Origin of the sequence: Corynebacterium sp. UMB10119B, from assembly GCF_030228125.1 — a bacterium.
GTDB lineage: Bacteria > Actinomycetota > Actinomycetes > Mycobacteriales > Mycobacteriaceae > Corynebacterium > Corynebacterium pseudogenitalium.
In genome coordinates, this window is record NZ_JASPBG010000009.1 from 1 (window position 1) to 26,136 (window position 26,136).

Here is a 26,136-nt window from a genome sequence, read left to right on the forward strand (position 1 = left end):
CGGACGGTGTCGGGGAACTTTGCGGGCATCGGAATACCTTCCAGCCCTCAACACTCCAACGAAATGTCCGCGCTCCCTCGGGGTCCAAAATCCGGATTACTACAATCCTGTTACTCCCATTTGCGCAAAGGGCGCTGATGAGCCGAGCTGGTCGGCGCCCAACTAGTCCTTCTTGGACTCAGAATCAGAACCGGAGTCCTCGGCCTCGTAGCCGTCGGCCCACGTGCCGGTTTCGTAGTCGTAGCCGACGTTTTCGCCGTCTTCGTTGGTGCGCTGGTACCAGTCGGTGACGTGGGCGGCGGTGGAGTCGAAGTCGGCGCCGGCGCCTTTGCCTTCGTCGGCTTGGTTGACGGTGAGTTCGAAGTCGTCGCCGTACTCTTCGAGGCCCTTGATGACGGCGGCGCGCATCGCGGAGCGCGCGTAGGTGTTGCGGATCGCGAGTGGGTCGGTGGAGAGATCCCGCAGGAAGGCGATGCCGATGAAGATCAGGATGACGGAGAAGGGCAGCGCGGAGAGAATAGTCAGGGACTGTAGGCCGGACAGCGCGTCTTCGCCGCCGGTCAGGAGCATGACGACGGCGATGCCCATCATGCATGCGCCCCAGAACAACACGATGAGCTTCTTCGGTGCCGGGTCGCCCTTGGAGGACATGGTGCCCATGACGACGGAGGCGGAGTCGGCTGAGGTGATGAAGAAGATCGAGAGGATGACGATCAGGAGCACCGAGGTGATGCTGTACAGCGGTAGCTGCTCAAACATGGCGTAGAGGACGCTTTCGGTGGAGCTGGTGCCGTCAAAACCTGGGATGTTATCCCGGTTGAAGGAGATGGTGGTGCCACCGAAGATGGTGAACGCGAGGATGAGCACGGTCGTCGGTACGACGATGGTGACGATGACGAACTGGCGCAGCGTGCGGCCGCGGGAGATGCGGGCGATGAACATGCCGACGAACGGGGTCCACGCGATCCACCATGCCCAGTAGAAGGCAGTCCAGGCCGACTGGAAGTCGAGGGTTTCCGTGCCCCAGGTCAGCGAACGGGACGCCATATCCATGTACTTGTCGACGTACGCGATGGTGCCGGACGGGATCAGGTTCGTGAGGAACAGGGTCGGGCCGGTGACGAACACGAAGAAGATCGCGCCGAGCGTCAGGGTGATGTTGATGTTGGAGAGGATGCGCACGCCCTTGGACACGCCGGAGACGGCGGAGATCATGAAGCCAGTGGACAGCAGCATGACGATGGCGATGAGCACGCCGGTGGATACTTCGATGCCGCCAACGATGGAAACGCCTTCGGTGATTTGCAGCGCGGCAATGCCGAGGGAGGCTGCGGTGCCGAAGAGGGTGGCGACGATCGCGAGGATGTCGACGATCTTCCCGGTCCACGCAGCGCCGCCCTTGATCAGCGGGTTGAAGATGGAGGAAAGGAGGGAGACGCGGCCGCGTCGATAGGTGGAGTAGGCGAGTGCGCCGCCGACGAGCGCGTACGCGGACCACGGCGAAACGCCCCAGTGGAAGTGGGACTGCGCCATCGCTTGGTGTAGGGCTTCGGGGGTTTCGGCGTCGACAGTCAGCGGTGGTGGGGTGATGTAGTGGGTGAGCGGTTCGGAGGGGCCGAAGAAGAAGATGCCGACGCCAATACCTGCGGCGAACATCATGGCGATCCACGAGAAGAAGGAGTACTCCGGCTCCTCGTCGTCCTTGCCGAGCTTGATGGTGCCGAAGCGTGAGAACGCGATGACGAGCATCAGGACGACGCAGCCGGACATGATGATGTTAAACAGCCAGCCGAAGTTGTACATGCCCCAGTTCAGTGCGTTGCCGGCGACTTCGCCGACGGTGTCTGGGGCGCTGATGCCCCAAATGATGAACGCGACGATGAGCACCGCTGTGACACCGAAGACGAGTTTGTCCACCCCGAATCGGTTGCGTTGTTCTTCTACGCTGATCCCGGGGACGAGTCCGGGGTGCATGTCGTCGGGATAGGCGGGTGCAGCATTGGTGCTGGACATGAGGTTCTCCTTGAGATTGTGAGTCTCTTAGTTAACCGCATCCGGGACGATATGGCTAGTTGGGTCCGGACGTTTTCGGCGGTTGATAGCCAGGAGGAGCAGGGTCGTGCCGATGGTGAACGCGGAGGAAAACGCGAGGTCAACCCACCCAAGTTCGGTGGGGCTGGCGTCGGGTTCGATGAAGAAAACAGAGATATTATTAAACGCGTGCATCACCACCGCAGCTTCGAGCCCACCGGTGTACCAGACCAGGACTGAGACGCAGAGGGTGAACACGAGGATGTCGGTGAGCCCGATCCAGTTGTACTCATGTAAAGCGACGAAGGGGATGACGGGTACCGCGTACGCCACCCACGGCGAGCGCACCCACGTGCCGACGATCTGGGGGATAGCGCCGCGGAACACGAACTCTTCCGCCGCCGCCTGAAACGGCGTGATGAGCACGTACATCAGCAGGATTGGCGTGAGGTCGATGTCCTCCCACGGCGTGGTCAGACCGAACAGCAACAACATGACCAGGCTGCTGCGAAGCACGATTGGCCAGCGCACGCGGCCCGCCACGCTGACGAGCAGCGCCGGATCGCGCCCGGCCGCTCGAGCTGCGAGAAACGCCGCCGGTAGTGTCAGCGCGAGGCTGAGCACGATGGCCAGCTGGGAGTCCATGTCGCCGGTTACGTCCAGAAACGCGACGGCTGCAAGGGTGAACGCGAGGAAGAACGCGACGAGTAGCAGCGCCTCCACGAGCCCGCGCCACCACGGCCGTTCAGCGGCGAGGAGGTGGTACTCAGGGTAGGGCTGCAACGGCGACCTCCAGCGCGATGCTCGCGGAAGCACCCGGGATCAGGGTCACGCCGCGGCGGTCTTCGCCGAGCAGCGCTGGCTCCACGCACACGAAGTGCGCCCAGTCGTCGTCGCCGAGGTCCTCGGCTACGCGGCAGACGTCGGGGCCCGGGTTCCACACCACGAGGTGGTCGGTGCCGGTGCAGGTAAACGTGAGCTCGCGGGTGGCGTCGCGGAGGACGGCGCTGGTCGCTCCGGCGATCACGGCGTCGGTCTCCTCGCCGAAGCGCAGCGGGCCGTCCACCGTCTTCAACTTGCCGTCAGTTTTGTCGAGGAAGCGGGAGCCGTCGACACCCGAGAGTTCCGCTGTCGCCGCGTCGCAGGCCCAGTAGGGGTGCAGTGCGATCTGGACGGGCCGCGGGGTGGTCGCCCCGTTGGTGATGGTCAGTTCGAAGCGCGAGCGGGCGTCGTCAAGCTGGGTGCGGAAGACGAGGTGGAAGTTGTCGTGGCTCACGCGCATCGTGTCGCCGTCGTGTTGCCACTCGAGGCTGGTTGCCCAGCCGTGCATCTGCTCGCCGAGGGTCTGTGCGAACCACGGGGCGACTACTGGGATGCCTCCGTGGGCCGGATTGTGCTGGGAATGAAAAAACAGTGGTTGTGTCACGGCTCCCAATGCTAGTGGGGGTATAGCATGAGGGCCATGTCTCTGTTTGCTTCCTCTCTCCACTGCGTTGATGTCCCCTTCGAGCGCGAGGGGGTGCAGCTGTTCGCGCGCATCGTGCGCGGCGCCACGACCGCGAAGGACGCGCCGACGCTGCTCTTTCTCCAGGGCGGCCCGGGCTTCCCGAGCCCGCGTGAGCGCTTCGAGTGGATCGAGTACGCCACGAAGCGCGGCTACCAAGTGGTGCTGCTGGATCAGCGTGGCACGGGCCGCTCCTCCCGCATCGATCGCGCCATGCTTGGCGACGCCACCATCGACTTCACCCGTCTTCGCGCCGACACCATCGTGGACGACGCGGAAGCGCTGCGCCGCGCACTGGGCCTGGCGAAGTGGGACGTGCTGGGCCAGTCCTTCGGCGGGTTCTGCCTGGTGCACTACATGCTGCGCTACCCGGAGTCGTTGCGGGCGGCGCTGTTTACGGGTGGGTTGCCCTCGATCAGCAGGGGAGTGGACGAGGTGTACGAGGCGACGTTCGCCACCGTGCGGGCCCGCCACCAGGAGCTCTTCGAGGCAGTGCCGTGGGCGCAGGAGCGCATCGCGGAGGTGTGCGAGCACCTCGAGCAGCGCGAGGAGTTCCTGCCAACCGGGGAGCGGCTGAGCGCGCGGCGTTTCCGGACCATCGGCACGCTACTGGGGCAGGAGGGCGGCGCGGGCACGATCGCGACGCTGCTCGAGGCCCCCTTCCACCCGAACGGTGCGATGCGCACGGACGTGCTGGCGCAGATCGGCGCGCTGGTCAGCTACGAGTCCGGCCCGCTTTACGGGGTGATCCACGAATCCATCTACGGCGGTACCGTGCCGGGCGCGACCGCGTGGTCGGCGCAGCGCGTCGCTGAGCGCACTCCCGGCTTCGGTGCCAGCGAAGGGTTGCTCACCGGCGAGCACGTCTTCCCGTTCCAATTCGACGAGGACCCGGCACTGCGCCCCTTCAAGGAGGCGGCGCACGAGCTGGCGGCCAAGGACGACTGGTCCAGCCTCTACGCCGGGGCTGCAGGGTTCAACGCAGCCGACCACGGCATTCGGACCGCGGCGGCCGTCTATACGCAGGATATGTACGTGCCGCGGCAGTTCTCCCTCGAGACCGCCGAGGCGCTCGGCATCAACGTGTGGGAAAACGACCACATGCAGCACGACGGGCTGCGCAAACACGGCGAGGCCGTGCTGGGTAAGTTGCTAGAAATCGTAGGCGTCTAGCTCGGCGGAGCTCGGGTAGGAGGGCTGGGCACCCGGCTTGGTCACCGCGATTGCGCCGACCTTCGCCGCGACCTTCGCGGCCTCATCCAGCGTGTCGCCCTCGACGAGTCGGTGGCACAGCGCGCCGGCGAACGCGTCGCCAGCGCCGACGGTGTCGACGGCCTCCACACGCGGCGTATCCACCGGGCGCAAGCCCTCCGCGTCGGCGATGAGCGCTCCGGCCGCGCCGAGGGTGAGCACGACGGAGGCGAAGCCGGCGTCAAGAAGCTGCTGGGCCAGCTGCTCCGGGGTCTCCTGCGGGGAGACGCCGAGCTGCTCGAGGATGAGGCCGGCCTCGTGCTCGTTGGCGAGCAGCGGGTCGGCGGCGAGCAACGCCTCCCGATCCACCTCCACGACTGGTGCCAGATTGATGACGACGCGCGCACCGTGGGCCTGTGCCAACTCGACCGCCTTGGCAAAGCCGTCCGCGGGGATCTCGCCCTGCAGCAACACGAGTGAGGCGTCCTCGATGGCGGCGACGTGGCGCTCAACGTGGTTCGCGTCCACCTCGGCGTTCGCGCCGGGCACGACCAGGACGGTGTTCTCGCCATCGGCGGCCACGGTGATCACGGCCAGGCCGGTGACCTCCTCTTTCTGCTCGACGTGGGTGAGGTCCACGCCCGCGACCTCCAGGAGCGCGAGCGCCGGCGCCGCGTTCGAGTCCTTACCAACCGCGCCGACCAGCGCCACATGCGCGCCCAGCTTCGCGGCTGCGCACGCCTGGTTGGCGCCCTTGCCGCCGGCGGTGAGCCCGCCGCCTTCGCCCAGTAGGGTTTCGCCCGGGTTAGGGTGGCGGGCAACGTTGACGGTGAGGTCTGCGTTAATGGAACCAACTACTACGATCTTCATACCCACCCACAGTAGCGCCTAAAACATGCTGTCGATGAGGCGCCGCGTGTATTCGTGCTGCGGATTACGCAGGACGTCCTGCGTGCGGCCCTCCTCCACGATTTCGCCCTCGTGCATCACGATCGTGCGCGGGCACAGCGCGCGCACCACGCCGAGGTCGTGGGAGACGAACACGAGGGTGGAGGCGAGCTCGTCGAGCAGGGTGAGCACCTGGTTACGCAGGGTGGCGTCGAGGGCGGAGACGGGCTCGTCCGCAAGCAGGATATCGGGGGTGGCGGCGGTCGCGCGGGCAATAGAGATGCGCTGGCGCTGCCCGCCGGAGAACTCGCGGGGCAAGCGTCGCTCGGTGCCCTCGAGGCCCACCGCGGCAAGCACCTCGCGGGCCCGCCGCGTATCGACGCCCGCCTCCTCCACCGACGCCCCGACCCGCATCCGCGGGTCCAGGGAAGAGTAGGGGTCCTGGAACACCATCTGGCAGTCGCCGTTGATGCGGACCTCCCCGGAGTCGACGCCACGCAAGCCCGCGATGACGTGCAGGAGGGTGGTCTTGCCGGAGCCAGAACCGCCCACGATGCCGATGCGCTCGCCCCGGCGGACCTCCAGGTTCACGTTGCGTAGTGCTTTGGTGGTGCCACGGGTGACGGAGACATCACGAAGGGTGACCACGGGCCCGCCAACCTTGCGCGACGCAGTCGCGAGCGTGGGCAGCGTCGGGTTGAGCAGCTTGCGCGAGTAGGCGCTGTCCGCTGGCTCGATCGACCCAGCGCGAAACACCAGAACTCCCTGCGTCATGTGGTTGACCACGGGCATGTCGTGGGAGATGAACAGCAGCCCCATGCCGCGGCGGCGGACCACGGTGTCGATGAGGTCCAGGATCTGGCGTTGGACGGTGACGTCGAGGGCGGTGGTGGGCTCGTCGCAAAGTAAGAAGTCGGGGTCGCCGGCGAGGGCGAGAGCGATGAGCACGCGTTGGCGCTGCCCGCCGGAGAGTTCGTGTGGGTAAGCCTCGGGACGGTCGACGCCGACTTCCTGCAGCAGGTGCCGCGGTACGACCTTGCCGATCTTCTTCAGGGGGTCGAGTGCTGTCATGGGTTCTTGGAAGACCATCGCGACGCGAGAACCGCGCACGCGGCGGCGGGTCCGCTCGGAGGTGCCGACCATTTCGACGCCGTCGACGGTGATGGAGCCTTCCGCGGGGAGGTCCGTGAGCCCCATGATGGACAGCGCCGTGAGTGACTTGCCGGACCCGGACTCGCCGATGATGCCGAGGCGCTGGCCGCGCTCGAGCGTGAAACTGATGCCGTGCAGCAGGCCCTCGATGCGGAGGTTAGAAACGTTGATCACGGTGGCCTCCTGCTACGTTGCACGCGAGAATCGTCAGCGCGATGGCCAGCGCCGGCCACAGCGCAAGGTGCGGGGCGGTGGCCAGGTAGGGCTGGCTGGCCTGCAGCATCCGGCCCCAGGATGCGTAGGGTGCCTGCACGCCGAAGCCGAGGAAGGATAGGCCCGACTCGGCCAGCACCGCCATGGAAAACGCCACCGCGATCTGGGCGATGACCACCGGCAGGATGTTCGGCAGCACGTGGCGCCACGCCACCATAATCCCAGGCACCTTGTTCAGGCGCGCGGCCAGGATGTAGTCCTGGGACATCACGCGAAGCGTGGCCACCCGCGAGACCCGAACGAACCCGGGGATACCCGCGATGCCAAGGGCGAGCACCACGATCCACATGCTGGCGCCGAACGCAGCGGTCAACGCGATGGCGAGCAGGAGCGCCGGAAATGCCATGAGCACGTCGCTGCCACCCATGACGGTGCGCTCCGTCCAGGAGCGGCGCATGCCCGCGAGCACCCCGAGCGGCACCCCCACGAACAGGGAGAGCGCCGCGGCGCCCGCGCTCGCAGCAACGGTGTAGCGCGCGCCCATCATGATGCGCGAGAGGAGGTCGCGGCCCAGCTCGTCAGTGCCGAGCAGGTGCGTGGCGCTCGGCGCGGCGAGGCGGTCGGCGGGCATGGCCTGCAGCGGGTCGTACGGCGTCCACACCAGTGAGAGCACCGCCACGAACACGATCGCCCCCAGCGTTACCCACCCAGCTATTCGTTTCGGGTTCACTTCGCCCTCCTGACGCGCGGGTCGACGACCCCGTAGGCGATGTCCACGAGCGCGTTGACCAGTAGCGTAAACGCCACCAGCAGCATCATCGTGGACTGCACCGCCGTGATATCGCGGTTGCGCACCGAGTCCAGCAGGAAGGAGCCCAGGCCGGGGATGGCGAAGACCTGCTCCACAACCACGGCGCTGACCACCAGCGCGGACAGCTGGATCCCCACCACCGTGAGCACCGGCAGCGCGGCGTTGCGAAGCACGTGCTCGCGCACCACCTGCGTCATGCTCGCGCCGGTAGAGCGCGCGGTGCGCACGTAGTCGCGCTCGAGCTCCTCGGACACGGCGGTGCGGATATACCTCGCCAGGATCGCCGTCTGCACGGCGGTCAGCGACAGCACCGGCAACACCGCGTGCGCAGCCGTGCCCCACCCGTTGGCAGGCAACCAGCCCAAACGCACCGAGAACACCGCCACGGCCACAATGCCGACAACGAAGCTCGGCACCGCCATGCCCAACTGTGTCAGCCCGGACAGCACCGCACTGTTTCGCCGCGCCAGCCAGATCCCGACAGGAAGCGCGATGGCCAACGACAGCGCCATCGCAGCCACCGCCAACACCAGCGAGACCCCCGCGCGCTGCCAGATTATCGGGCCCAGGTCCGCGCTGCTGGCCAGCGACACTCCGAAGTCACCGCGCAGCATCGCCGCGATCCAGCCCACATACTGAGCCACCAGCGGTCGGTCTGTGCCCAACGAGTGGGACAGCTCCGCCACCGCCTCATCCGAGGCGTTGAGCCCAAGCGCGATGCGCGCCGGGTCGCCCGGGATGGCGCGCAGCAGCAGGAAAATCACCACGCTGGCCGCGGCGAGCAGCGCGAGCAGCCGCAGCAGTGTTGACGCAACGTGTTTCATCGGCGCACCTCGTTCAGTGGCAGGGAATCGGTGACCACGTTCGGGTCAAGCCCGTGCACGCCCGGCGCGTAGAGCACGATGTTCGGCGCGTTGGCCAGGGTGAGCGCCCCGGCGTCGGCCATGATGGTGTCTACCGCGGCCCGCAGGTCGCCCTGCGCCATGAGTTCGCGGGCGTGCGCGGAGTCGTAGCCGAAGTAGTAGTCCGGGTTGCCGAACATGTGCACCATGTCGCGCGGCTCCACGTGCGAGATAATCGACGCCTGATAGTCGTGCTGCTTGTGCACCTTGTTCAGCCACACCGCCGGGAACTCCACGGTGTGCAGCGTGACGCGGAAGCCGACGCTGCGAAGCTGGGAGTAGATGAGCTCGCTGGCGGTCTGCGCGTACGGCAGGCTGGGCACCTCGATGGTGACCTCAGGGGTGCGCCCGGCGAGCAGCTCCCGTGCCTTGTCCGGGTCGAAGGGGTAGTAGTTGGTGCCGGTAAACCATGGGTCGGTCGGTGGGACGGGGGCGCCGCCGGTGTCGGTGGCAAGCCCGTTGTAGACCACCGCGTTGAGCGCATCACGGTCGATGGCGTAGGCGGCGGCCTGCCGCACGGTGACGTCGTCGAAGGGTGCAGCCTTGTTGTTCATGCTGAAGATCACCTCGCCGTTGGTGGTACCGACCGCAGTGGTGATGTCGTCTGGCAGGGCGTCGAGGAGCTGCGGCGCCTGCATCGCCCACACGACGTCCACATCGCCCACGCGCAGCGCGTTCACCGCGGCGATGGCGTCGCCGAAGTAGCGGATCATGGCCCCGCTTTGCGGCTTTGTGCCCCAGTAATCGGGCCGCGGGTCGAAGGCAATCGAGTGGCCGGGCTCAAACGAGCGCAGCGTGTACGGCCCGGTGCCCAACGGGTTTTGAGCGAGCCTTCCCACGGAGTCGGGCGTCATCATCGCGCCCGTCATCGTTCCCATGGACCACAGCCACTGCTCGCTCGGTGCCTTCAGCGTTACCTCGAGCGTGCGCGGGTCTACCGCGCGGGCGGATGCGACCGAGTCCATGTTCTCCTTGATGCCGTTGACCCAGGAGTCCTTCACGTAGTTGATGGAAAAGACGGCGTCGCTGGCGTCGAAGGGGGAGCCGTCGGAAAAGGTCACGCCGTCGCGCAGGTCGAAGGTGTAGACGGTGCCGTCGTCGCTTACACGCCACGAGGTCGCCAACCACGGCTGCGGTTCGCCGTTGGCGTCGATACGCACGAGCGTCTCATAGATGTTGCCCATCAGCGCCTGTGGTGCCGCGGCACCACCGATGGAGGTGAAGTCGAGGCCCGCAGGGGGCCCTTGCGTTGCGACGACCACATCCTCCCTGGGCGTCGCGGGACCACACGAAGCGAGGCTCAGTCCGAGCGTGGCGCCGAGCGCGGACGCCATCAGCCCGCGCGACAGGGTGCTGAAATGCATGAGTGTAGAGTCTAGCGGTCCCAGACTCCTGCGAGAATTTCCATCGAACGCAGCGCCTCTTCATGCGTTGGGGCCTGCAGCGAAATCATCAACTCGTCCGCGTGCGCGGTGGCGGCGAAGTCGGTGAGGTAGTCGCGGACCTGATCACCGGTACCGGCCGCGGTGTAGCGCAGCATGCCGATGATCTGCTGGCCCTGTGGGGAGCGCACGACCTCGTCGAGCTGTTCATCGTTGAGCATGGTGCCGCGGCGGCCGATCATGGCGCGCACCCGGTTGCGGTGCACCAGGTGGGTCTGGCGCTCGGCGTCCTCGGCGGTGTCCGCGGCGGTGACGTTTACGGCCGCGATGCAGTAGGGCTCCGGGTAGCGCTCGGACGGCTCGTAGTTCTCCTTGTAATACGCCGTGGCCTGCTCCAGCATGTTGGGCGCGAAGTGGGAGGCAAACGAGTACGGCAGACCGAGCTTCGCTGCGAGCGACGCCCCGAACATAGAGGAGCCGAGGATGTACAGCGGCACGTTGGTGCCTGCGCCCGGCACGGCGGTCACCCCGGCCAGCGGGGAGTTGTCGCTCAACCACGCCTGTAGCTCGAGCACGTCTTCCGGGAAGTGCTCGGCCGCCCGCGGGTCGCGCCGCAGCGCCCGGCCGAGCGTTTGCTGGTCGGTGCCCGGGGCGCGGCCAAGCCCGAGATCAATACGGTTCGGGTAGAGCTCCTCGAGCATCCCGAACTGCTCCGCAACCACGTACGGCGAGTGGTTCGGCAGCATCACGCCACCCGCGCCGAGCCGAATGCGCTCCGTCTTCGCCCCGATATGGGCGATGAGGACTGAGGGCACCGAGGAGACAATGCTGTGCATGTTGTGGTGCTCGGAGTACCAAATACGCGAATACTCCAGCGATTCCGCCTTCTGCGCGAATACAACGGAGCGCTGCATTGCGTCGGCGACGGACTCGCCGGAGTATCTGGTGCAAAAATCAATCAGTGAGAGTGGGGTAGACATGGCCCCACACTACGCGCTGACGGCCTCCGCGTGTTGCTTCGGGCGGGCCAGGTCCACGACCAGGCCAATGACGAACGCGACGACCACCGGCAGGACCCAGCCGAGGCCCGCGGAGTCGAGCGGAGCCCACGTCACCAGCGGACGCAAGGCGTCGGCGCCCCAGTCCAGGGAAATGAAGGTCTCGATTGCGGACCAGACCACAGCAACCCAGATCGGCAGGAAGAACGCCCAGCGGAAGGTCAGGCGGCGCTTGAACGCTGGCTCGACCAGGGTGACGAAGATCAGGGCAATGGCCGGCGGGTACAGGAAGCCGATGACCGGTGCGGCAATCGTCATCACGAAGTCCAGGCCCTGGGTCGCGATGACCATCGAGGCGATGGTGAAGATGACCGCCCACGTGCGGTAGGCGCCGCCAAACTCGGTGGAGAAGTACTCTGCGGTCGCGGTGATTAGGCCGACTGCGGTGGTCAGGCAGGCCAGCAGCACGATCAGTGAGAAGATGACCTGGCCCGCCTGGCCCATCGTCAGGTTGGAGGCTTCAGCCAGCAGGCCTGCGCCGTTATCGAACTGGTCGGAGTCCGGCATCACGCGACCGATCATGCCCAGCCCGACGTAGATGAGTGCCAGCAGCGCGCCCGCACCGACGCCAGCTGCGATGGTGCCGTTGACCAGCTTCTTGCCCTCAGGGAAGCCCTTCGAACGCAGCGTGGAAATCACAACAATGGAGAAGGCCAGCGCGGCGATGGAGTCCATCGTCAGGTAGCCCTCCAGCAGGCCGGTCGGGTACGGGCCGGACTGGTAGTGCTCCGAAGGTGTGGAAGGCTCTACGTCCCAGCGGAACAGCGAAACGGCGATCATCACGACCAGCAGGATGACCAGCGCCGGAGTAAGGAACTTACCGAGCTTTTCCATGATGGTGTTCGGGTTCCAGCTCAGCGCCAGGGCAATGCCGAAGAAGATGACGTTGAACACGCCCGAGGCGAACAGGCCGGACACACCGAACAGCGGGGTGATGGCCGTTTCCATCGACACCGCGCCGGTACGTGGCAGCGCGTAGAACGCGCCGATGGACAGGTAGGCGAGTACCGGGAAGATAACACCGAAGATGCTGCCTGCACGCTGCGCGAGGTCGCGCACGTTCGTGCCGGACAGTGCAATAGCGATGACCGCCAGCACCGGCAGCAGCGCGCCGGTGCTGAGGAAGCCGAGGATGGCAGGCCAGAAGTTATCGCCTGCCTGGACGGCCAGGATTGGTGGGAAAATCAGGTTGCCGGCACCGAAGAACATGGAAAACAGTGCCAGCGCGGTGACGACGACCGCCTGGGTGGAGTTTCCCTGTTTCGTGCCCGTTTGAGCGTTCTGTGTATGGTCCATTGCCACACAGTACAACACACAGCGAAAAAATGGGAAATCTTTTCCATTCTGTGAGACGTTTATACGAGTGTTTCGATCGCCCTCAACGGAATCTCCACCCAATCTGGGCGGTTGTTCGCCTCGTACACCACCTCGTACGCAGCCTTATCCACCACGTACGCTGCAAGAACAGGGTCCTCGCTCGCGGGGGCAGTGCCGTAACCCTCCAGCAGCTTTTCGACGTGCTCCCGCTCCCAGGCAGCGTCAAACCCGCCCACAGCCGCGGCGTACCCGTAGGAGCGGATCATCCCAGCGACATCGCGCAGTGGGTGATCCGGCAGACGGCGCTCCTGCAGCGGGCGGGCTGGCTCGCCCTCGAAGTCGATGAGGAACCACTGGGAATCCGTCTTCAGCGTCTGTCCAAGGTGGAGGTCGCCGTGGACGCGCTGCGTGGTCAGGGGTGTCGTGGCGGTGGCGGCGGAGCTGGCGTCGAGAAGCGAGTAGAGCTTCAGGATGCGCTCGCGGTACTGCTCGAGCATCGGCGCGCGCTGAATGTAGGAGTCAAGGTGCTGGGTGAGCCGTGTGCGCAGCGCCGACGGGCTGGCGGACTCGGTGGGGAAGGCGTCGGCGAGCGCGGTGTGTACCTGGCGGATCGCCGTGCCGAGCGCCTTGGTGCCGCTGGTGTCGAGCGTGCCGCCTGTGGCGAGCACGAAGCCGTCGGTGCCGCCCACGATGCAGTCCTGCTGCATCGCAAGGGTCTGGCCGTCGCGGGTGGCGTAGCCGCGCACCGCGGCGACCGCGGGGCAGTTCGCGATCTGGCTCAGCAGCTCAACGTCTGGGTTCAGCCCGTCCTCGAGGCGGCGGAACACCTTGACGATGTGCTGGCCGACCACCAGTGAAGTGTTGGACTGCTCGGCCCCGAGCGGGCGCGCGCCGACGGAGTCGATGGTGCCCTCCACCGCGCCAAACGTTGCGACGTTGGCCAGGTAGGCCTCGGCGCCTTCGGGGGTGTGCAGGACGTCGTGGGTGCCGGTGGCGTCGACAAACACTTGGTAGTGGTCGACCGTGTCGCCGTGGTGCACCGCGAGGATCTGCCAGGTGAAACGCTCACCGGTGGTTGGGGAGGTGACATCTTCCGCGGCGACGACGTCGATGGCGTCGACCGGCTCGGACTTCGCGCCGTAGAAGCGCTGCTCAGCAATATCAATCATGTGACCAATGTTAGGAGATATCGAACCAGAAGAAGCCATGCGGCGCGAGTGTGCTCAGCCACGGCAGCTCACCGATGGCCGGGAACTCCTCGCCGCCGGTCAGCTCGCGAGGCACCACACCGTTGTAGTGCGACAGGTCCATCTCGACGGCCTGCGGGCGCGAGGACATGTTGTGCACGCACAGGATCCGCTCCCCCTCGTACTCGCGTATAAACGCCAACACCTGCGGGTTTGCGTGATCCACCTCTATGTAGGAGCCTCGGCCGAACGCGCGGTACTGCTTGCGGATCATGATCATCTGGCGCACCCACTGCAGCAGCGAGTTCTCCAGCTTCATCTGGGATTCCACGTTGACAATGTCGTAGCCGTACTGGTCGTTGCGCACCGGCGGCAGGTAGAGCCGCTCCGGATCCGCCTTGGAAAAGCCACCGTTGCGGTCGTTCGACCACTGCATCGGGGTGCGCACACCGTCGCGGTCAGGCAGCCAGATGTTGTCGCCCATCCCGATCTCGTCGCCGTAGTACAAAAACGGCGAACCGGGCAGGGACAGCAGCAGCGCGTGCGCCAGCTGCAGGCGCCCGCGGTGCCCACCCAGCAGCGGAGCAAGGCGCCTGCGGATGCCCACGTTGGCGCGCATCCGCGGCTCGAACGCGTAGTTCTGGTACATGAACTCGCGCTCCTGGTCCGTCACCATCTCGAGCGTGAGCTCGTCGTGGTTGCGCAGGAACATGCCCCACTGCGCGGACTCCGGAATCGGCGGCGTCTCGCGCAGGATATCGACGATCGGCTGCGCCAGCTCCTGGCGAATCCCCATGAAAATGCGCGGCATGACCGGGAAGTGGAACGCCATCTGGCACTCGTCACCCTCGCCCTCACCGAAGTAGGCGACGACCTCCTCCGGGAGCTGGTTCGCCTCCGCGAGCAGGAAGCGGCCCGGGTACTCCTCGTCGAACAACGCGCGGACCTTCTTAATGAACTCGTGCGTCTCCGGCAGGTTCTCCGAGGAGGTGCCCTCGCGCTCGAAGAGGTACGGGATGGCGTCGAGGCGGATGCCGTCCATCCCCAGGTCCAGCCAGAAGCGGATGACGTCCAAAATCTCCTGCTGGACCGCCGGGTTGTCGTAGTTCAGGTCAGGCTGGTGGGAGAAGAAGCGGTGCCAGAAGTACTGCTTGCGCACCGGGTCGAACGTCCAGTTGGACTCCTCGGTGTCAATGAAGATGATGCGGGTCCCGGCGTACTTCTCCGGGTCATCCGACCACACGTAGTAATCCCCGTACGGGCCCGACGGGTCGCGGCGAGACTCCTGGAACCAGGGGTGCTGGTCGGAGGTGTGGTTGATCGGAAAGTCGGTGATGATGCGGATCCCGCGGCGGTGGGCGGCGTCGATAAGGGAGACGAAGTCTTCCACCGTGCCGAACTCCGGCAGCACCTTGCGGAAATCCCGAATGTCGTAGCCGCCGTCTTTCAACGGCGAGTCGTAGAACGGTGGGATCCAGAGGCAGTCGACGCCGAGCCACTGCAGGTAGTCCAGCTTGGACTCCAGGCCCTGCAGGGTGCCGGATCCGGTGCCGTTCGGGTCGAAGAAAGCGCGGACCAGCACCTCGTAAAATACTGCGTCCTTGTACCACTCCGGGTCAGGGCGCTCCCACGGCTCGGCGGCCGGGGTGGGAGTGGAGAAGTCGGTGGCCTGCGGGGTAGGAAGTTTGTCGTTTTCGTTCATGCTTCCTCACAGTAGCTTGATTGCCTCAGCCATGCGCCGGACGGCTTCCTGCAGGATCTCGGGCGAGGTGGCGAAGTTGAGGCGCGCTTTGTGCGCGCCGCCGGGCCCGAAGCTGGTGCCCTCGTTGAGCGCCACGCCCGCGTGTTCCAAGAGCCATTCGGCCGGGGTCTCGGTGGTGAGCTTCGTGCCGGAAAAGTCCACCAACAGCAGGTAGGTCGCCTCCGGGACGGGGAAGGTGATGCCGGGGATCTGCTTCGGCAGCTCCTCGACGAGCCAGTCGCGGTTCGCCCGCAGCTGCTCTACCTGCTGGTCTAGGTACTCGGTGCCCTGCCCGTAGCAGGCCTCCGCAGCCACGATGCCCAGCGTACCCGTGCCCTCCTTCGTGATGTCGGACAGCGCGTTCCAGGTGGCCACGTCCTCATCGTTGGAGAAGAGCATCTGCGCGCACTTCAGGCCTGCCACGTTCCAGGCCTTCGACGTCGCCGTAATCGTGATGCACACGTCCGGGTTGTGCTCGGCGGCGCACACGTGGCTGCCCTCGTAGACGATCGGGGCGTGGATCTCGTCAACGATGACACGGCCCCCGTAGCGGCGCGCGATGTCGCAGATTGCGTCGAGCTCTTCGCCGCTGAAGATGTAGCCCCACGGGTTCATCGGGTTGGTCACGATAATGGAGCCGGCACCGTTGCGAAACGCCTCCTCGACCTCTGCCAGGTCCAGGCCGCCCTCGCTGCCGACGTCCACGCGATTGCGCCCCGCGGTCGATGCGATCTCGAGGAAGGGGAAGTACGCAGGCACCGGCACAATGACGTCGCCTTCGGTGAAATGCTCGATCGCAAGCAGCACGCCGCGCACCACGTCGGGGACGGTAAAGATGCGTGCAGGGTCCGGCCGCCAGCCGTAGCGCTGGGCGTAAAACTCGGAGACGTTCTTTGCCAGGCACTGCGCGCGAGGTGCGGGCGTGTAGCCGAGGCATTCGCGTTCGACGGCGTCGAGCACCGCAGCTTTGACGGGTGGGGCGGTGGGGAAGTCGCTTTCGGCGATAAACAGTGGCAGCACGTGCTCGTCGTGCACGGTCCACTTGCGGGTACGGCGGTCGCGGAGGGTGGAAAGGTCTGGGAACTTCATGTCCCACGACTGTAGTCAGGCCACCCTCACACGCCACAGGCCCGCGAGGTTGCTACTCCTCGTCGCTGTCGTCGGTGTGGAAGCCGAAAGCCTGTAACCTGGCACGATCCGCCGCCGAGGAGGACGCGGTGAGCCGCAGTAGCTCTGAATAAATACCGCCGGAGACCGCAAGCTCCGCAGGGGTGCCAATTTCGTCGATGCGGCCGTCGCACAGGGTGATAATGGTATCGACATCCGCGATGGTGGATAGTCGGTGCGCGATCATGATGGTGGTGCGGTCCTCCATCAGCGCGTCGAGTCCTGCCTGCACGGCGCGCTCCGCCTTCGTGTCGAGGGCGGAGGTGGCTTCGTCGAGAATCAAGATCGGCGCGTCCTTCAGCATCGCGCGCGCGACCGCGACGCGCTGGCGCTGCCCGCCGGACAGACGCAGGCCACGCTCGCCGATGACGGTGTCGTAGCCTTCGGTGAACTTCATGATGAAGTCGTGCGCGTTGGCGCGCTTAGCCACCGCGACCACCTCGGCCATCGTCGCGTCCGGCTTGCCGTAGGCGATGTTCTCAAACACCGTGCCCGAGAACAGCGCCGCCTCCTGGAACACCACGCCCGTGGTCGCGCGCAGCTTTTCGACGCCCAGCTCCGCCAGATCCTTCCCGCACACCTTCAGGGTGCCCTCCTGGATGGGGTAGAGGCCCAGCAGCAGGTTCACGATGGTGGACTTGCCACCGCCGGACTCTCCGACCAGTGCGACCTTCTCTCCAGCGTGGGCTCGGAAGCTCATGTCGTGAATGACGGGCTCGCCTGGCTCGTACTCGAAGGTGACCGAGTCGAACTCCACGACGGGCTCGTGGACTGGCAGCGGGCGGTGCTTTACAACGGTGAGCTCCGGAACGCCTGAGGTCTGGGTGGCGGCGACGAGCTCGCGGTTCGCGGTGGGCTCCACCTCCTCGTCCATGACCTGGAAGTAGTCACGGGAACCGGCGACGGCGCGCTGGGCACTGTCGACGATCCAGCTCAGCATCATCACCGGCTGGCGGGCCATGGTGACCAGCTGGATGAGCATGACCATGTCGCCGATACTGAAGTGGCCCTGGATGGTACGCACGAACAGGATCATGTAGATCCCCATGAAAATCAGCGACATCGCCAGCCCGCGCAGGGCGTCCATGGAGTGCCACCAGCGCGACTGCGGGCGGGTGATGCTCACCGTGTTGTTGTAGTGGTTACCGAACTTGTCCAGCTCGCGGACCTCCGCCACGTATGACTTGGTCACCTTGACCTGGCCGACGACCTCCGCGAAGCGCCCGTTCGCTTCGTCGATCTGCGCGTTCTTCTCCGCCTCCCACTTCTGCCACCGCTTCGAGGTCAGCGCCGTCAGCCACGTGTAGACGGGGAAGAGCGCCAGCAGCAGCAGGGTCAGCGGCCAGTAATAAAAGGAGGTGATGATGAGGATGGCGATGATCTGGATGATCATCGGCAAGAAGTTGTTGGAGAAAGACTGGATGAACTGTGTCACCGAGGCAATCGAACGATCCAGCCTGGCAATGATGGTGCCGGTGACCTGGGTGTCGAAGTAGCGCTGCGGCAGCGAAAGCAGTTTGGCGAAGTAGCGGGTGGACAGGATCTGCCGGATCCGCGCCGCCATGACGTCGCCGAGGTAGCCGGAGACGTTCTTCGCCAGCCCACTGAGCGAGGTCGCGATGAACAGCGCGAACGCGAGCCACAGCACGGTGCGCACTGGGTCGGCGGGAGCGTTGTCGGAGTTATTGATGGCGTCGACAATTGTGTCGGTTGCCTCGCGGACGATAAATGGCGAAATGAGCCCGAGGCCTGCCACAACCGTCGAGATCACAACGATGGCGAGGTAGAACGGCCACAGGGCAGAAGCGCTTCGTAACACACGGGTGAGAGATTGCATAGGGTGCCCAGCGTAGCGCGGCCGGGTGAAACTCGTACAATAGTGACCAATTGTTTTCGCTTGAACCATATGAAAGGGCACCGATGCGCCACCACACACTGTCAGCTGCGGTCTTGCTGCTCGTTACTACTCTCACGCTGGGCGGGTGCGTGTCTGAGGATGACACCGCAACATCCACTGACATCGAGGTGACGACGCCCACTGGCGCCCCACAGCCGGAGTTCCACCAAGAGCAGGTGGACCCGGTGACCTCCACGGAGATCACCGGCGAGCGCGTCGATGACCCGAAGATGGAGCTGTCCTACAAGTGGCAGGGCAGCAGCTACGGCACCGGCGCCGGCAGCATCATCGTCGTTGCGGTGACGAACAAGAGCGACGTGCCAATGCCCGTTGACGTGCTCAAGCCGAAGCTGCGCTACAACACCGGCAACAACAAGTTTGTCGACGCCAACCCGATCAGCGCCGAGCAGGCAGGGGTGGACATCCTCGGCGTGGACCGCCCGCTGGGTCCGGGGGCAACCACGAACGCGAAGTATGCCTTCGACGTGACCCCGGATGGCCTGTGGGATGCGGAGTTTACGATCGGCAACGTGAAGTTCAAGGGGAACCTGAATAACTAATGCGCGAAGAAGTAATCCTGCTCAGTGAGGACGGCGCGCCGATCGGCTCCGCGGACAAGGCCGAGGTGCACACCGGGGACACCCCGCTGCACCTGGCGTTTTCCTGCTGGTTGTTCAACGAGGACGGCCAGCTGCTGCTCACCCGGCGCGCGTTGGGGAAGAAGACGTGGCCCGGAGTGTGGACGAACTCCTTTTGCGGCCACCCCGGCCCCGGCGAGGACGTGCCGGCGGCGATCCTGCGCCGCTCGGTCGAGGAACTGCGCTTGCCGGAGGGGGCTGTGCTGGACGTAACGCCGGTGCTGCCGGAGTTCCGCTACCGTGCGGTGGATTCCTCCGGCATCGTCGAGTACGAAATCTGCCCGGTGTACTCCGCGCGCCTGGCGCCGGGCCACGAGGCTGTGGACCCGAACCCGGACGAGGTGGACTCGTTGCACTGGGCGGACCCCGCCGACGTTGTTCGCGCGGCAGACGCGACCCCGTTCGCGTTTTCGCCGTGGCTGGTCGAAGAGCTGGCGGATAAGCGGCTGCGCGCTGTACTGGAGCGCGCCGGGCGCTAGCCTACTGGTTGAACGCCTCCCGAACGCTGCGCAGCGGATCCTCCACGACGGTCGTGGTGTCCGCGCTGAGCGAGGCGCGCAGGACGTTTCGGCCCGGGCAGTAGGTGGGCCAGTCGGCCTGCCCGCTGCAGATGTAGCTGTAGACAAGCTGGCCGATGTGGGTCGTAGGCTCTCCGAAGAGCGTCTCGAGCTCGTAGCTGTGGCCAAGTGGCGTATCTGCGCAGAACTCGATCTGACGGATGTCTGCAGGGCCGTGCTCGCAGGCGGCGTCGACCCAGCGGCGGATCAGTGCGTCCGATAGGAACCTGCCCGCGAGAGCGCCGGGGTCCGTGGTTCGTGCGGCCTCGATGTAGTTGCGCCGGGCCGCCGCGCTTTTGGCGCCGAAGAATCGGCCGAAGCAGCGGATGAACGTGGCACCAAAGGCGTTGAAGCCCTCGCCGGACTGGTGGAACTCCTCGCAGGTGGAGGTGACCACGATTGGTACCTCGGCGAGCTCCGCAGGCTCGAAGGGTGCCGGGCCAAGCGCGATGTCGTGGAAGTACTGGGTGCGGAAGCGCTGGTAGGCGCGCTCGATGGCGTCTGGGCGGCGCTCGGCCAACCAGTTGAGGTCGAGGCGCGTCAGCGGCGTGCCGAGCGCCCCGCGCGCCGCCCACTTGCGCTTAGCAAAGGGCACGCGCGGAAACGCGGGGGACAGCGCCAGCACGCGCCGGAACGCTCCCTGGTAGTGGTCGCGGCGCGCCAGCCAGAGCGCCAGCGCCGCCCCCGCCGAGTGCCCGACCAGGGTGACGTTGGTTGGGTCGCCGCCGAAGTGCTCGATGTTGCGCAGTACCCACCGCAGCGCCTCCTGGCAGTCCTCCACCGCGCGGAACGACGTGTCATTGGTGAAGGGGAGCAGCCCGGGGAATTTTCGACGATACCCCACCCGCACCTGCACGACGCCCTGCTGCGCAAACGCCTCCGGCTGGGAGGTGGTCTCGCAGTGGTTGCCCTCCTCGAATCGGCCGCCGTGCAGGTAGACCATCACCGGGTAGTCGTCGAGGGCCCGCGCTGTTGCCGGGGTGGTGATGCTCAGCCCGATGGTGTCTGGGTGCGGCGTGGTGGCGTCGATGAGATGGCCCTCGGGGGCGGGGCGTGGGGGATCGAAGGGGACGTCGATACGCGAGTAGGGGATGGAGTGGAACTCGCGGGTGGCCGTGGTGGCGGTGCCGGTGATCGCGCCGGCGGGGCAGGTGATGGTGACGTCCATGACAGACCAGTGTAAACGCTCCCGCCAAGTTCCTCGACGAGCTGCCGAAGGTGACTTATGCTAGTGAGTGATTATTGTCTTTCTTCTGTAGGAATGAGTTGTCCCAAATGACAGATACCCAAGCACGCATCACCGAGTACTGGGCAGGCCGGGCTGAGGCATACCACCGCGAGCACCTAACAGCAGAGCGCGCGAAGGCGGACCGTGCCGCGTGGACTGACATTTTCAAGCGGTACATGCCAGAGGATGCTGTTCGAGTGTTGGATATGGGCACAGGCGACGGCTACATTGCCCACATCATTGCGGAACTCGGCTACGCGGTTGTTGGCGTGGATGCGTGCGAGCCGATGCTCGACGAGGCCCGCGACGAGGCTGAGCTTCGCCAAGAGGAAGGCATTAACACCCCGCTGTTCGCCGAGGTCGACGTGACGGACCTGCCCCCGTCCTTCTTCGACTTCGACGTGGTTGTCAGCCGCTACCTGCTGTGGACGCTGCGCGAGCCGACGGAGGCGATCCGTGGCTGGGCCGAGGCGCTGAAGCCTGGCGGTCTGATCATCGCCGCGGACGCGACCTGGTTCCCGAACGGGATCTCGAAGGACACGCAGGTCATCTCCGATAACGGCCCGGACTCCTTCGTGCTGACCTACACCGACGACGTACTCGAGGAGCTGCCACTCGCGACGGCCGACTCCCCGGAGGCATACGCAGAGGTCTTCCGCGCCGCTGGCCTGGAGGACGTCGAGGTTGTTGAGCTGCCGGAGATTGCCAAGATCGACGAGGAGTTCGGCACGCCACAGGGACACGAGTCGCGCCCGACCTTCCTGGTGATTGGCCGCAAGCCAGCCTAACTCACACCCCAAGTAGGATGGGGTGCCATGACTGACAATCCGTTGTTGCACCCGTCCGACTTGCCGTATGGACTGCCTGATTTCCAGGCGATCCGCCTTGAACACGTGCTGCCCGCTTTCGAGCGGGCGCTCGTGCTCCATGAAGAAGAAATCGCCCGTATCTGTGCCGAGGACACCCCGACGTGGGAGAACACCGTCGAGGCGCTGGAGCGCGCGGGCAGCGACTTAGAGCGAGTCCTGGCATGGTTTTTCAACCTGCAGGGCACCGACGGTTCGCCTGAGTTCGACGAGGTCGCGGACGCGATCGTGCCACGCCTGTCCGCGCACACCGACGCGATCTACCAGAACCAAGAACTTTATGGCCACCTGCGTGCAGTGGAGGCCCCGGCGGACGAGGAGTCGCGCCGCCTCTACGACCTGCTGCTGCGCCGGTTCACCCGCCGTGGCGCGGAGCTCGACGAGGCAGGCAAACAGCGCCTGCGCGAGCTGAATCAGCGTCTCTCGGAGCTTTCCGAGCAGTTCGGCCGCAACCTACTCGCGGACACGACGAAGCTCGCGGTGCGCATGACCCGCGACGAGCTGGCGGGCCTGAGCGAGGAGCAGCTCGCCGCCTACCGCGACGCAGAGGACCCAGACACCCCAGACGCCTACGTCGTGCCGATCGAGCTGCCGACGACCCAGTCGCTGCAGGCCGAGCTCGAGTCCAGCAGCGCGCGCCACAAGCTGTTCGACGCCTCCCGCCAGCGCGGCCGCGACACCAACAGTGCGCTCGTGGTCGAGTCGGTGCGGCTGCGCCAGGAGCGCGCGAAGCTGCTCGGCTTCGACACGCATGCCGATTACGTCATCGCGGAGGAAACCGCGGGCAGCGCGGCCGCGGCCCGCAAACTTATCAGCGACCTCGCGCCCGCGGCCGCGTCGAACGCCGCCGCGGAACGTAAGCTGGCAGGGGAGCTGGCCGGGATGGAACTGGACGGCGCGGATTGGCCGTACTGGGAGGCACGCCGCAGGGAGGAGGCCTTCGCGGTCAACGACGCGGAGCTTCGCAAGTACTTCCCGCTGCAGCAGGTGCTGCGCGACGGCGTTTTCTACGCTGCGAACCTGCTCTACGGCATCACGGTTACTCAGCGCGAGGACCTGCACGGCTACCGCGACGACGTACACGTGTGGGAAGTCAAGGAGGAAGACGGCACCGGCATTGGCCTGCTGCTGACGGATTACGGGGCGCGGCCGTCGAAACGCGGGGGAGCCTGGATGAGCTCCTTTGTGGACCAGTCGACGCTGACCGGCACCAAGCCCGTCGTGGTGAACGTGATGTCGCTGACCTCCGACCTGCTGACGATCGACGAGGTTACGACCGTGTTCCACGAGTTCGGCCACGCGTTGCACGGACTGCTGTCCAACGTGCGCTACCCGACGCTCTCCGGCACCAACGTGCCGCGCGACTGGGTGGAGTTCCCCTCCCAGATCAATGAGAACTACGCGTTCACGCCCGAGATTATCCGTAATTACGCGCGCCACGTGGACACTGGCGAAGTCATCCCCGACGCGCTGTTGGAGGCCGTGCGCCAGTCGCGGACGTTCGGGCAGGGCTTCGCCACCGCAGAGTACCTGGCAGCCTGCGCGATTGACCTGGCCTGGCACTCGCTCGACGGCGAGGTGCCCGAGGACATTGACGCCTTCGAGCAGCGCGCACTCGAGAAGGTTGGCCTAGACGTCGAGGGTCTCGAGCCGCGCTACCGCTCAACGTGGTTTAACCACATCTTCGCGGGCGGCTACTCGGCGGGCTACTACTCCTACTTGTGGGCGGAGGCGTTGGACGCCGACGGCTACCAGTTCATCGAGGAATCCGGTATCAACCGGGACAGCGGCCAGCGGTTCCGGGACACGGTGCTCTCGGTTGGTGCCGCGCGCGACTACGCCGAGGCCTACCGCGCCTTCCGCGGCCGCGACAAGGACACGCGCGCTCTGCTGGTGCGACGCGGGCTCGAGGGCAGCGATGTTTGATCTGTCGCCGTGGCTGCAGACGCCACTGATCCTGCTGGTGGCGCTGCCGCTCGCGGGGGTGGCGTCGTGGGCGATGCTGCGTTTGAGTGACTGGATCGCGTACAAAATTTCGAAGAAGTAAGGTGGTCAACTATGGCCAACCCTGAAGAACTCCGCAAGCGCGATCAGCAGCTTCCGAAGCAGAAACGCAAATACCCACAGTCCCGTGTTACACAGGCACTGTGGGTGATGATTGCGCTGGTCGTCGTCGCGGCCCTGGCCGGGCTGTTCTAGCGCTCTAGCGTTTCGACGCCTCCGCGACCCGCCCAAACAACTCGATGCTTGGCAGGTCCTCGATGAGGACCGCCTTGCCGTTGTTGTCCGTCAGCGGGATGCACCAGTTGGAGTACTGCTCCGCGTTGGTACCCGGCTGGTTCTGGATGCGGGTATCGCCGACCATGTCCACCAGGTTCGTCACCGTCATCGCCGATGGGGTGGCGGCGATGAAGCGGGTAAGGCCGACGAGCAGGTCCTCCACGTCGACGTCGCGGGCGAACTCCTCGGCGCTCAGCTGCGTGAACTCGGTGTGCTCAAGGGAAGTGCCGTGGAAGTGGCCGTCCTCGCGCACGCGGTCAAGCACGCGGGCCTGCCACTGGTGGTCCTGCTCGTTGAGCTCCTCGAGCGGCTCCTCGATCAGGCCGAGCTCGTCGCGCAGGATGTTGTGCGCGAACCGCAGGTAGCCAGCGGTCGGCGGCAGGTCATGCGTGCCGACGGCCGACAACGCCAAGCGGCGGTAATCCCAGGTGTGGAGCGGGGAGCCGTCGTCGTACGACTCGAACCACAGCACCGTCGTGCCAAGGATGCCCTTGTCCTGCAGGACGTCCTGGACCCACGGCTCGAACGTGCCCAGGTCTTCGCCTACCACCACGGCGTTCGCACGCTGCGCCTCGAGCACCAGGGTGCCCACCATGGCCTCGTGGTCGTAATTCATGTAGGTGCCGAACATCGGGGAGACGTTTCGTGGCATCCAGAACAGGCGGAAGAGACCAAGGATGTGGTCGACGCGGATACCGCCGGAGTGGCGCAGCACGGTGCGCAGCAGCTCGCGCCACGGCTCGTAGCCGGCTTCGGCGAGCGCCTGCGGGTGCCATGGCGGCTGTGACCAGTCCTGGCCCTGCTGGGAGTACTGGTCCGGTGGGGCACCGACGGACGCCTCGGGGACGAGCACGTTGGCAAGCGTGTTGGCGTCGGCACCATCGGGGTGGATCCCCACCGCGAGGTCGGTCATGATGCCGACCTTCATGCCCGCTGCCAGCGCCTTGTCCTGGGCGCGGCGGCGCTGCTCGTCGGCGATGAATTGCAGCCACATGTAGAAGCGTGTGAGTTCCTCGAGTTCCTCGTCGAGCTCGTGGCGCGACGGCGCGGTCTCCATCGCCTCCACTGCGCACCAGCGGGCGAACTCCTCGAGGCCTTCGCCCTCGTCGAGGCAGAAGAGCTCGAAGTCGTGGGTGCGGCGCTCATCGGCGCAGGCGATGAAGAACAGCTCGCGAAGTACGGCGAGCTTCGTCTCGAAGATTTCGTTGCGACGCAGCGGCTCCGCACTGCGGTTGAGTGCCTTCAGCGGAGCGACCATGCGCTCAATCTGGGCCTTCGCGTCCTTGTCCAACTTGTAGTACTCATCAACCGCCTCGACAGAGATGTAGATCGGGTTGACGAAGCGGCGCGACGTCGGCAGGTACGGCGAGTCCTCCACCGGCGGGATTGGCTGTGCCGCGTGCACCGGGTTGATCAGCAGGTAATCAGCGCCCTGCTCAGCCAGCAGCACCGCGAGCGTGCCGAGATCCTCGAAGTCGCCGATGCCCCAGGACTGCTCGGAGCGCACCGAGTACAGCTGCGCCATCACACCGAAGACCGGATTGTCGATGTAGCGCTGGTTGCTCTCCAGACGCGCCGGGACCACCAGCAGCGGGCAGGAGTCCTTAAAGTTGTCGGACTCCAGGTGCAGCGTGTGGTAGCCCGGGGGCAGGTTGCCCGGCACGTGGAAGGTGGCCTCGCCCCAGACCACGCCGGCGACGTCGGCAGTTGGTGGCGCCCAGTTTTCGTCCTGGTAGGTCTCGCGCGGGGTGCCGTCCTCAAGCTGGATCCAAGTGTGGGCTGGGTGGCCGTCGTGCACGTGGACGTTGAAGTGGCGCTCCTGCCCGGCCGTGGCCACAACGCAGGGCGGCAGCGGGCGGGTTGCCCAGTACTGGTGCCTGGCGTGAATGAGGTGGTGCAGCTCCTCGTCGGAGGGGGCGTCGCTAATGTTGACGCCCAGGGCCTGCAGCAGAGAGATGAACGATTCCGGCGGCGGGGTGGTCATCGCACCGTTGGAAGCGCGGTAGCTTGTGCCGAACCCGTACGCGGAAGCTAACGAATGGAGTAGTTCTACGTTGGTCACATCAACCCATTGTGCCAAAGAACTGATGTTTTGCAGAGTGGAGCTCACGCAAAAGGTAGTTTCT

23 protein-coding genes are annotated in these 26,136 nt (G+C 65.7%); 7 read left to right on the forward strand and 16 right to left on the reverse strand.

From position 1 onward, the window contains the following. Positions 1-162: 162 nt before the first annotated feature. From QP802_RS07710 to QP802_RS07720, 3 genes are read right to left on the reverse strand one after another with little or no spacing between them, the layout of a single operon-like run. Positions 163-2,013 (reverse strand): BCCT family transporter, encoded by a 1,851-nt coding sequence (locus tag QP802_RS07710; protein ID WP_284818187.1) that lies wholly within the window; start codon positions 2,011-2,013, stop codon positions 163-165. A gap of 27 nt (positions 2,014-2,040) precedes the next feature. Next, positions 2,041-2,814 carry a CPBP family intramembrane glutamic endopeptidase gene (locus QP802_RS07715; protein WP_256020813.1) on the reverse strand — a complete coding sequence of 258 codons (774 nt, stop codon included), beginning with the start codon at positions 2,812-2,814 and terminating at the stop codon, positions 2,041-2,043. Next, positions 2,798-3,457, reverse strand: coding sequence for an aldose epimerase family protein (locus QP802_RS07720; protein ID WP_256020815.1), 660 nt, complete (start codon positions 3,455-3,457; stop codon positions 2,798-2,800). Before QP802_RS07720 ends, QP802_RS07715 begins: the two co-directional genes overlap by 17 nt. Positions 3,458-3,493: 36 nt before the next feature. Here QP802_RS07720 and QP802_RS07725 point away from each other — a divergent pair, with 36 nt between their 5' ends. Continuing rightward, on the forward strand, positions 3,494-4,708 hold the full coding sequence (locus tag QP802_RS07725; RefSeq protein ID WP_284818189.1) for an alpha/beta fold hydrolase: 1,215 nt from the start codon (positions 3,494-3,496) through the stop codon (positions 4,706-4,708). Here the strand turns inward: QP802_RS07725 and QP802_RS07730 are convergent. Genes QP802_RS07730 through QP802_RS07780 form a run of 11 tightly spaced genes read right to left on the reverse strand, consistent with a single transcriptional unit; the run spans position 4,688 to position 18,381 of the window. Next, positions 4,688-5,596 (reverse strand): ribokinase, encoded by a 909-nt coding sequence (locus QP802_RS07730; RefSeq protein ID WP_284818191.1) that lies wholly within the window; start codon positions 5,594-5,596, stop codon positions 4,688-4,690. The two genes, QP802_RS07725 and QP802_RS07730, sit on opposite strands and share 21 nt — an antisense overlap. 18 nt (positions 5,597-5,614) lie before the next feature. Continuing rightward, positions 5,615-6,940: an ATP-binding cassette domain-containing protein gene (locus tag QP802_RS07735; RefSeq protein ID WP_284818192.1), complete on the reverse strand. Its 1,326-nt coding sequence runs from the start codon at positions 6,938-6,940 to the stop codon at positions 5,615-5,617. Beyond that, complete coding sequence (locus QP802_RS07740) at positions 6,924-7,709, reverse strand: ABC transporter permease (RefSeq protein ID WP_284818193.1); 786 nt, start codon at positions 7,707-7,709, stop codon at positions 6,924-6,926. Before QP802_RS07740 ends, QP802_RS07735 begins: the two co-directional genes overlap by 17 nt. After that, positions 7,706-8,614 carry an ABC transporter permease gene (locus QP802_RS07745; RefSeq protein ID WP_284818195.1) on the reverse strand — a complete coding sequence of 303 codons (909 nt, stop codon included), beginning with the start codon at positions 8,612-8,614 and terminating at the stop codon, positions 7,706-7,708. The genes QP802_RS07740 and QP802_RS07745 overlap by 4 nt, the downstream gene beginning before the upstream one ends. Then, positions 8,611-10,056 carry an ABC transporter substrate-binding protein gene (locus QP802_RS07750; RefSeq protein WP_284818196.1) on the reverse strand — a complete coding sequence of 482 codons (1,446 nt, stop codon included), beginning with the start codon at positions 10,054-10,056 and terminating at the stop codon, positions 8,611-8,613. The genes QP802_RS07745 and QP802_RS07750 overlap by 4 nt, the downstream gene beginning before the upstream one ends. An 11-nt stretch (positions 10,057-10,067) precedes the next feature. Continuing rightward, positions 10,068-11,054, reverse strand: coding sequence for an LLM class flavin-dependent oxidoreductase (locus tag QP802_RS07755; RefSeq protein WP_284818198.1), 987 nt, complete (start codon positions 11,052-11,054; stop codon positions 10,068-10,070). Positions 11,055-11,063: 9 nt separating this feature from the next. After that, complete coding sequence (gene brnQ, locus QP802_RS07760) at positions 11,064-12,428, reverse strand: branched-chain amino acid transport system II carrier protein (protein ID WP_284818200.1); 1,365 nt, start codon at positions 12,426-12,428, stop codon at positions 11,064-11,066. 59 nt (positions 12,429-12,487) lie between these two features. Further along, a complete protein-coding gene (locus QP802_RS07765) occupies positions 12,488-13,618 on the reverse strand; it encodes a phosphotransferase (RefSeq protein ID WP_284818203.1) in 1,131 nt (376 codons plus the stop codon). 10 nt (positions 13,619-13,628) lie between these two features. Next, positions 13,629-15,338: a maltose alpha-D-glucosyltransferase gene (gene treS, locus QP802_RS07770; RefSeq protein WP_070362071.1), complete on the reverse strand. Its 1,710-nt coding sequence runs from the start codon at positions 15,336-15,338 to the stop codon at positions 13,629-13,631. A gap of 6 nt (positions 15,339-15,344) precedes the next feature. Beyond that, complete coding sequence (locus tag QP802_RS07775) at positions 15,345-16,466, reverse strand: MalY/PatB family protein (RefSeq protein ID WP_284818205.1); 1,122 nt, start codon at positions 16,464-16,466, stop codon at positions 15,345-15,347. Positions 16,467-16,518: 52 nt separating this feature from the next. Continuing rightward, on the reverse strand, positions 16,519-18,381 hold the full coding sequence (locus tag QP802_RS07780) for an ABC transporter ATP-binding protein (protein WP_284818206.1): 1,863 nt from the start codon (positions 18,379-18,381) through the stop codon (positions 16,519-16,521). A gap of 83 nt (positions 18,382-18,464) precedes the next feature. Here QP802_RS07780 and QP802_RS07785 point away from each other — a divergent pair, with 83 nt between their 5' ends. Together QP802_RS07785 and idi are read left to right on the forward strand one after the other, a co-directional pair. Then, positions 18,465-19,001, forward strand: coding sequence for a hypothetical protein (locus QP802_RS07785; protein ID WP_070362074.1), 537 nt, complete (start codon positions 18,465-18,467; stop codon positions 18,999-19,001). Continuing rightward, positions 19,001-19,558 (forward strand): isopentenyl-diphosphate Delta-isomerase, encoded by a 558-nt coding sequence (idi, locus tag QP802_RS07790; RefSeq protein WP_284818207.1) that lies wholly within the window; start codon positions 19,001-19,003, stop codon positions 19,556-19,558. Before QP802_RS07785 ends, idi begins: the two co-directional genes overlap by 1 nt. Position 19,559: 1 nt before the next feature. Here idi and QP802_RS07795 read toward each other — a convergent pair whose 3' ends face one another. Further along, positions 19,560-20,804, reverse strand: a complete 1,245-nt coding sequence (locus tag QP802_RS07795) for an alpha/beta fold hydrolase (RefSeq protein ID WP_284818208.1) — start codon at positions 20,802-20,804, stop codon at positions 19,560-19,562. Between the two features lie 107 nt (positions 20,805-20,911). Here QP802_RS07795 and QP802_RS07800 point away from each other — a divergent pair, with 107 nt between their 5' ends. Genes QP802_RS07800 through QP802_RS07815 form a run of 4 tightly spaced genes read left to right on the forward strand, consistent with a single transcriptional unit; the run spans position 20,912 to position 23,929 of the window. Next, positions 20,912-21,652: a class I SAM-dependent methyltransferase gene (locus QP802_RS07800; protein WP_284818209.1), complete on the forward strand. Its 741-nt coding sequence runs from the start codon at positions 20,912-20,914 to the stop codon at positions 21,650-21,652. A gap of 27 nt (positions 21,653-21,679) precedes the next feature. After that, on the forward strand, positions 21,680-23,656 hold the full coding sequence (locus QP802_RS07805; RefSeq protein ID WP_284818211.1) for a M3 family metallopeptidase: 1,977 nt from the start codon (positions 21,680-21,682) through the stop codon (positions 23,654-23,656). Beyond that, on the forward strand, positions 23,649-23,777 hold the full coding sequence (locus tag QP802_RS07810; protein ID WP_255364707.1) for a hypothetical protein: 129 nt from the start codon (positions 23,649-23,651) through the stop codon (positions 23,775-23,777). Before QP802_RS07805 ends, QP802_RS07810 begins: the two co-directional genes overlap by 8 nt. An 11-nt stretch (positions 23,778-23,788) precedes the next feature. Continuing rightward, positions 23,789-23,929 carry a hypothetical protein gene (locus QP802_RS07815; protein ID WP_256020839.1) on the forward strand — a complete coding sequence of 47 codons (141 nt, stop codon included), beginning with the start codon at positions 23,789-23,791 and terminating at the stop codon, positions 23,927-23,929. Positions 23,930-23,933: 4 nt separating this feature from the next. On the opposite strand, the gene malQ is transcribed toward QP802_RS07815, so the two are convergent. Then, on the reverse strand, positions 23,934-26,072 hold the full coding sequence (gene malQ, locus QP802_RS07820) for a 4-alpha-glucanotransferase (protein WP_210385493.1): 2,139 nt from the start codon (positions 26,070-26,072) through the stop codon (positions 23,934-23,936). Positions 26,073-26,136: the final 64 nt, after the last annotated feature.

Coding starts and splice junctions, on each gene's coding strand:
- QP802_RS07745 (WP_284818195.1), bottom strand. CDS start 8,614: ATGAAACACGTTGCGTCAACACTGCTGCGGCTGCTCGCGCTGCTCGCC.
- idi (WP_284818207.1), top strand. CDS start 19,001: ATGCGCGAAGAAGTAATCCTGCTCAGTGAGGACGGCGCGCCGATCGGC.
- QP802_RS07810 (WP_255364707.1), top strand. CDS start 23,649: ATGTTTGATCTGTCGCCGTGGCTGCAGACGCCACTGATCCTGCTGGTG.
- QP802_RS07795 (WP_284818208.1), bottom strand. CDS start 20,804: ATGGACGTCACCATCACCTGCCCCGCCGGCGCGATCACCGGCACCGCC.
- QP802_RS07730 (WP_284818191.1), bottom strand. CDS start 5,596: ATGAAGATCGTAGTAGTTGGTTCCATTAACGCAGACCTCACCGTCAAC.
- QP802_RS07780 (WP_284818206.1), bottom strand. CDS start 18,381: ATGCAATCTCTCACCCGTGTGTTACGAAGCGCTTCTGCCCTGTGGCCG.
- QP802_RS07750 (WP_284818196.1), bottom strand. CDS start 10,056: ATGCATTTCAGCACCCTGTCGCGCGGGCTGATGGCGTCCGCGCTCGGC.
- QP802_RS07765 (WP_284818203.1), bottom strand. CDS start 13,618: ATGATTGATATTGCTGAGCAGCGCTTCTACGGCGCGAAGTCCGAGCCG.
- QP802_RS07725 (WP_284818189.1), top strand. CDS start 3,494: ATGTCTCTGTTTGCTTCCTCTCTCCACTGCGTTGATGTCCCCTTCGAG.
- QP802_RS07755 (WP_284818198.1), bottom strand. CDS start 11,054: ATGTCTACCCCACTCTCACTGATTGATTTTTGCACCAGATACTCCGGC.
- QP802_RS07800 (WP_284818209.1), top strand. CDS start 20,912: ATGACAGATACCCAAGCACGCATCACCGAGTACTGGGCAGGCCGGGCT.
- QP802_RS07805 (WP_284818211.1), top strand. CDS start 21,680: ATGACTGACAATCCGTTGTTGCACCCGTCCGACTTGCCGTATGGACTG.
- QP802_RS07710 (WP_284818187.1), bottom strand. CDS start 2,013: ATGTCCAGCACCAATGCTGCACCCGCCTATCCCGACGACATGCACCCC.
- QP802_RS07815 (WP_256020839.1), top strand. CDS start 23,789: ATGGCCAACCCTGAAGAACTCCGCAAGCGCGATCAGCAGCTTCCGAAG.
- treS (WP_070362071.1), bottom strand. CDS start 15,338: ATGAACGAAAACGACAAACTTCCTACCCCGCAGGCCACCGACTTCTCC.
- QP802_RS07775 (WP_284818205.1), bottom strand. CDS start 16,466: ATGAAGTTCCCAGACCTTTCCACCCTCCGCGACCGCCGTACCCGCAAG.
- QP802_RS07785 (WP_070362074.1), top strand. CDS start 18,465: ATGCGCCACCACACACTGTCAGCTGCGGTCTTGCTGCTCGTTACTACT.
- brnQ (WP_284818200.1), bottom strand. CDS start 12,428: ATGGACCATACACAGAACGCTCAAACGGGCACGAAACAGGGAAACTCC.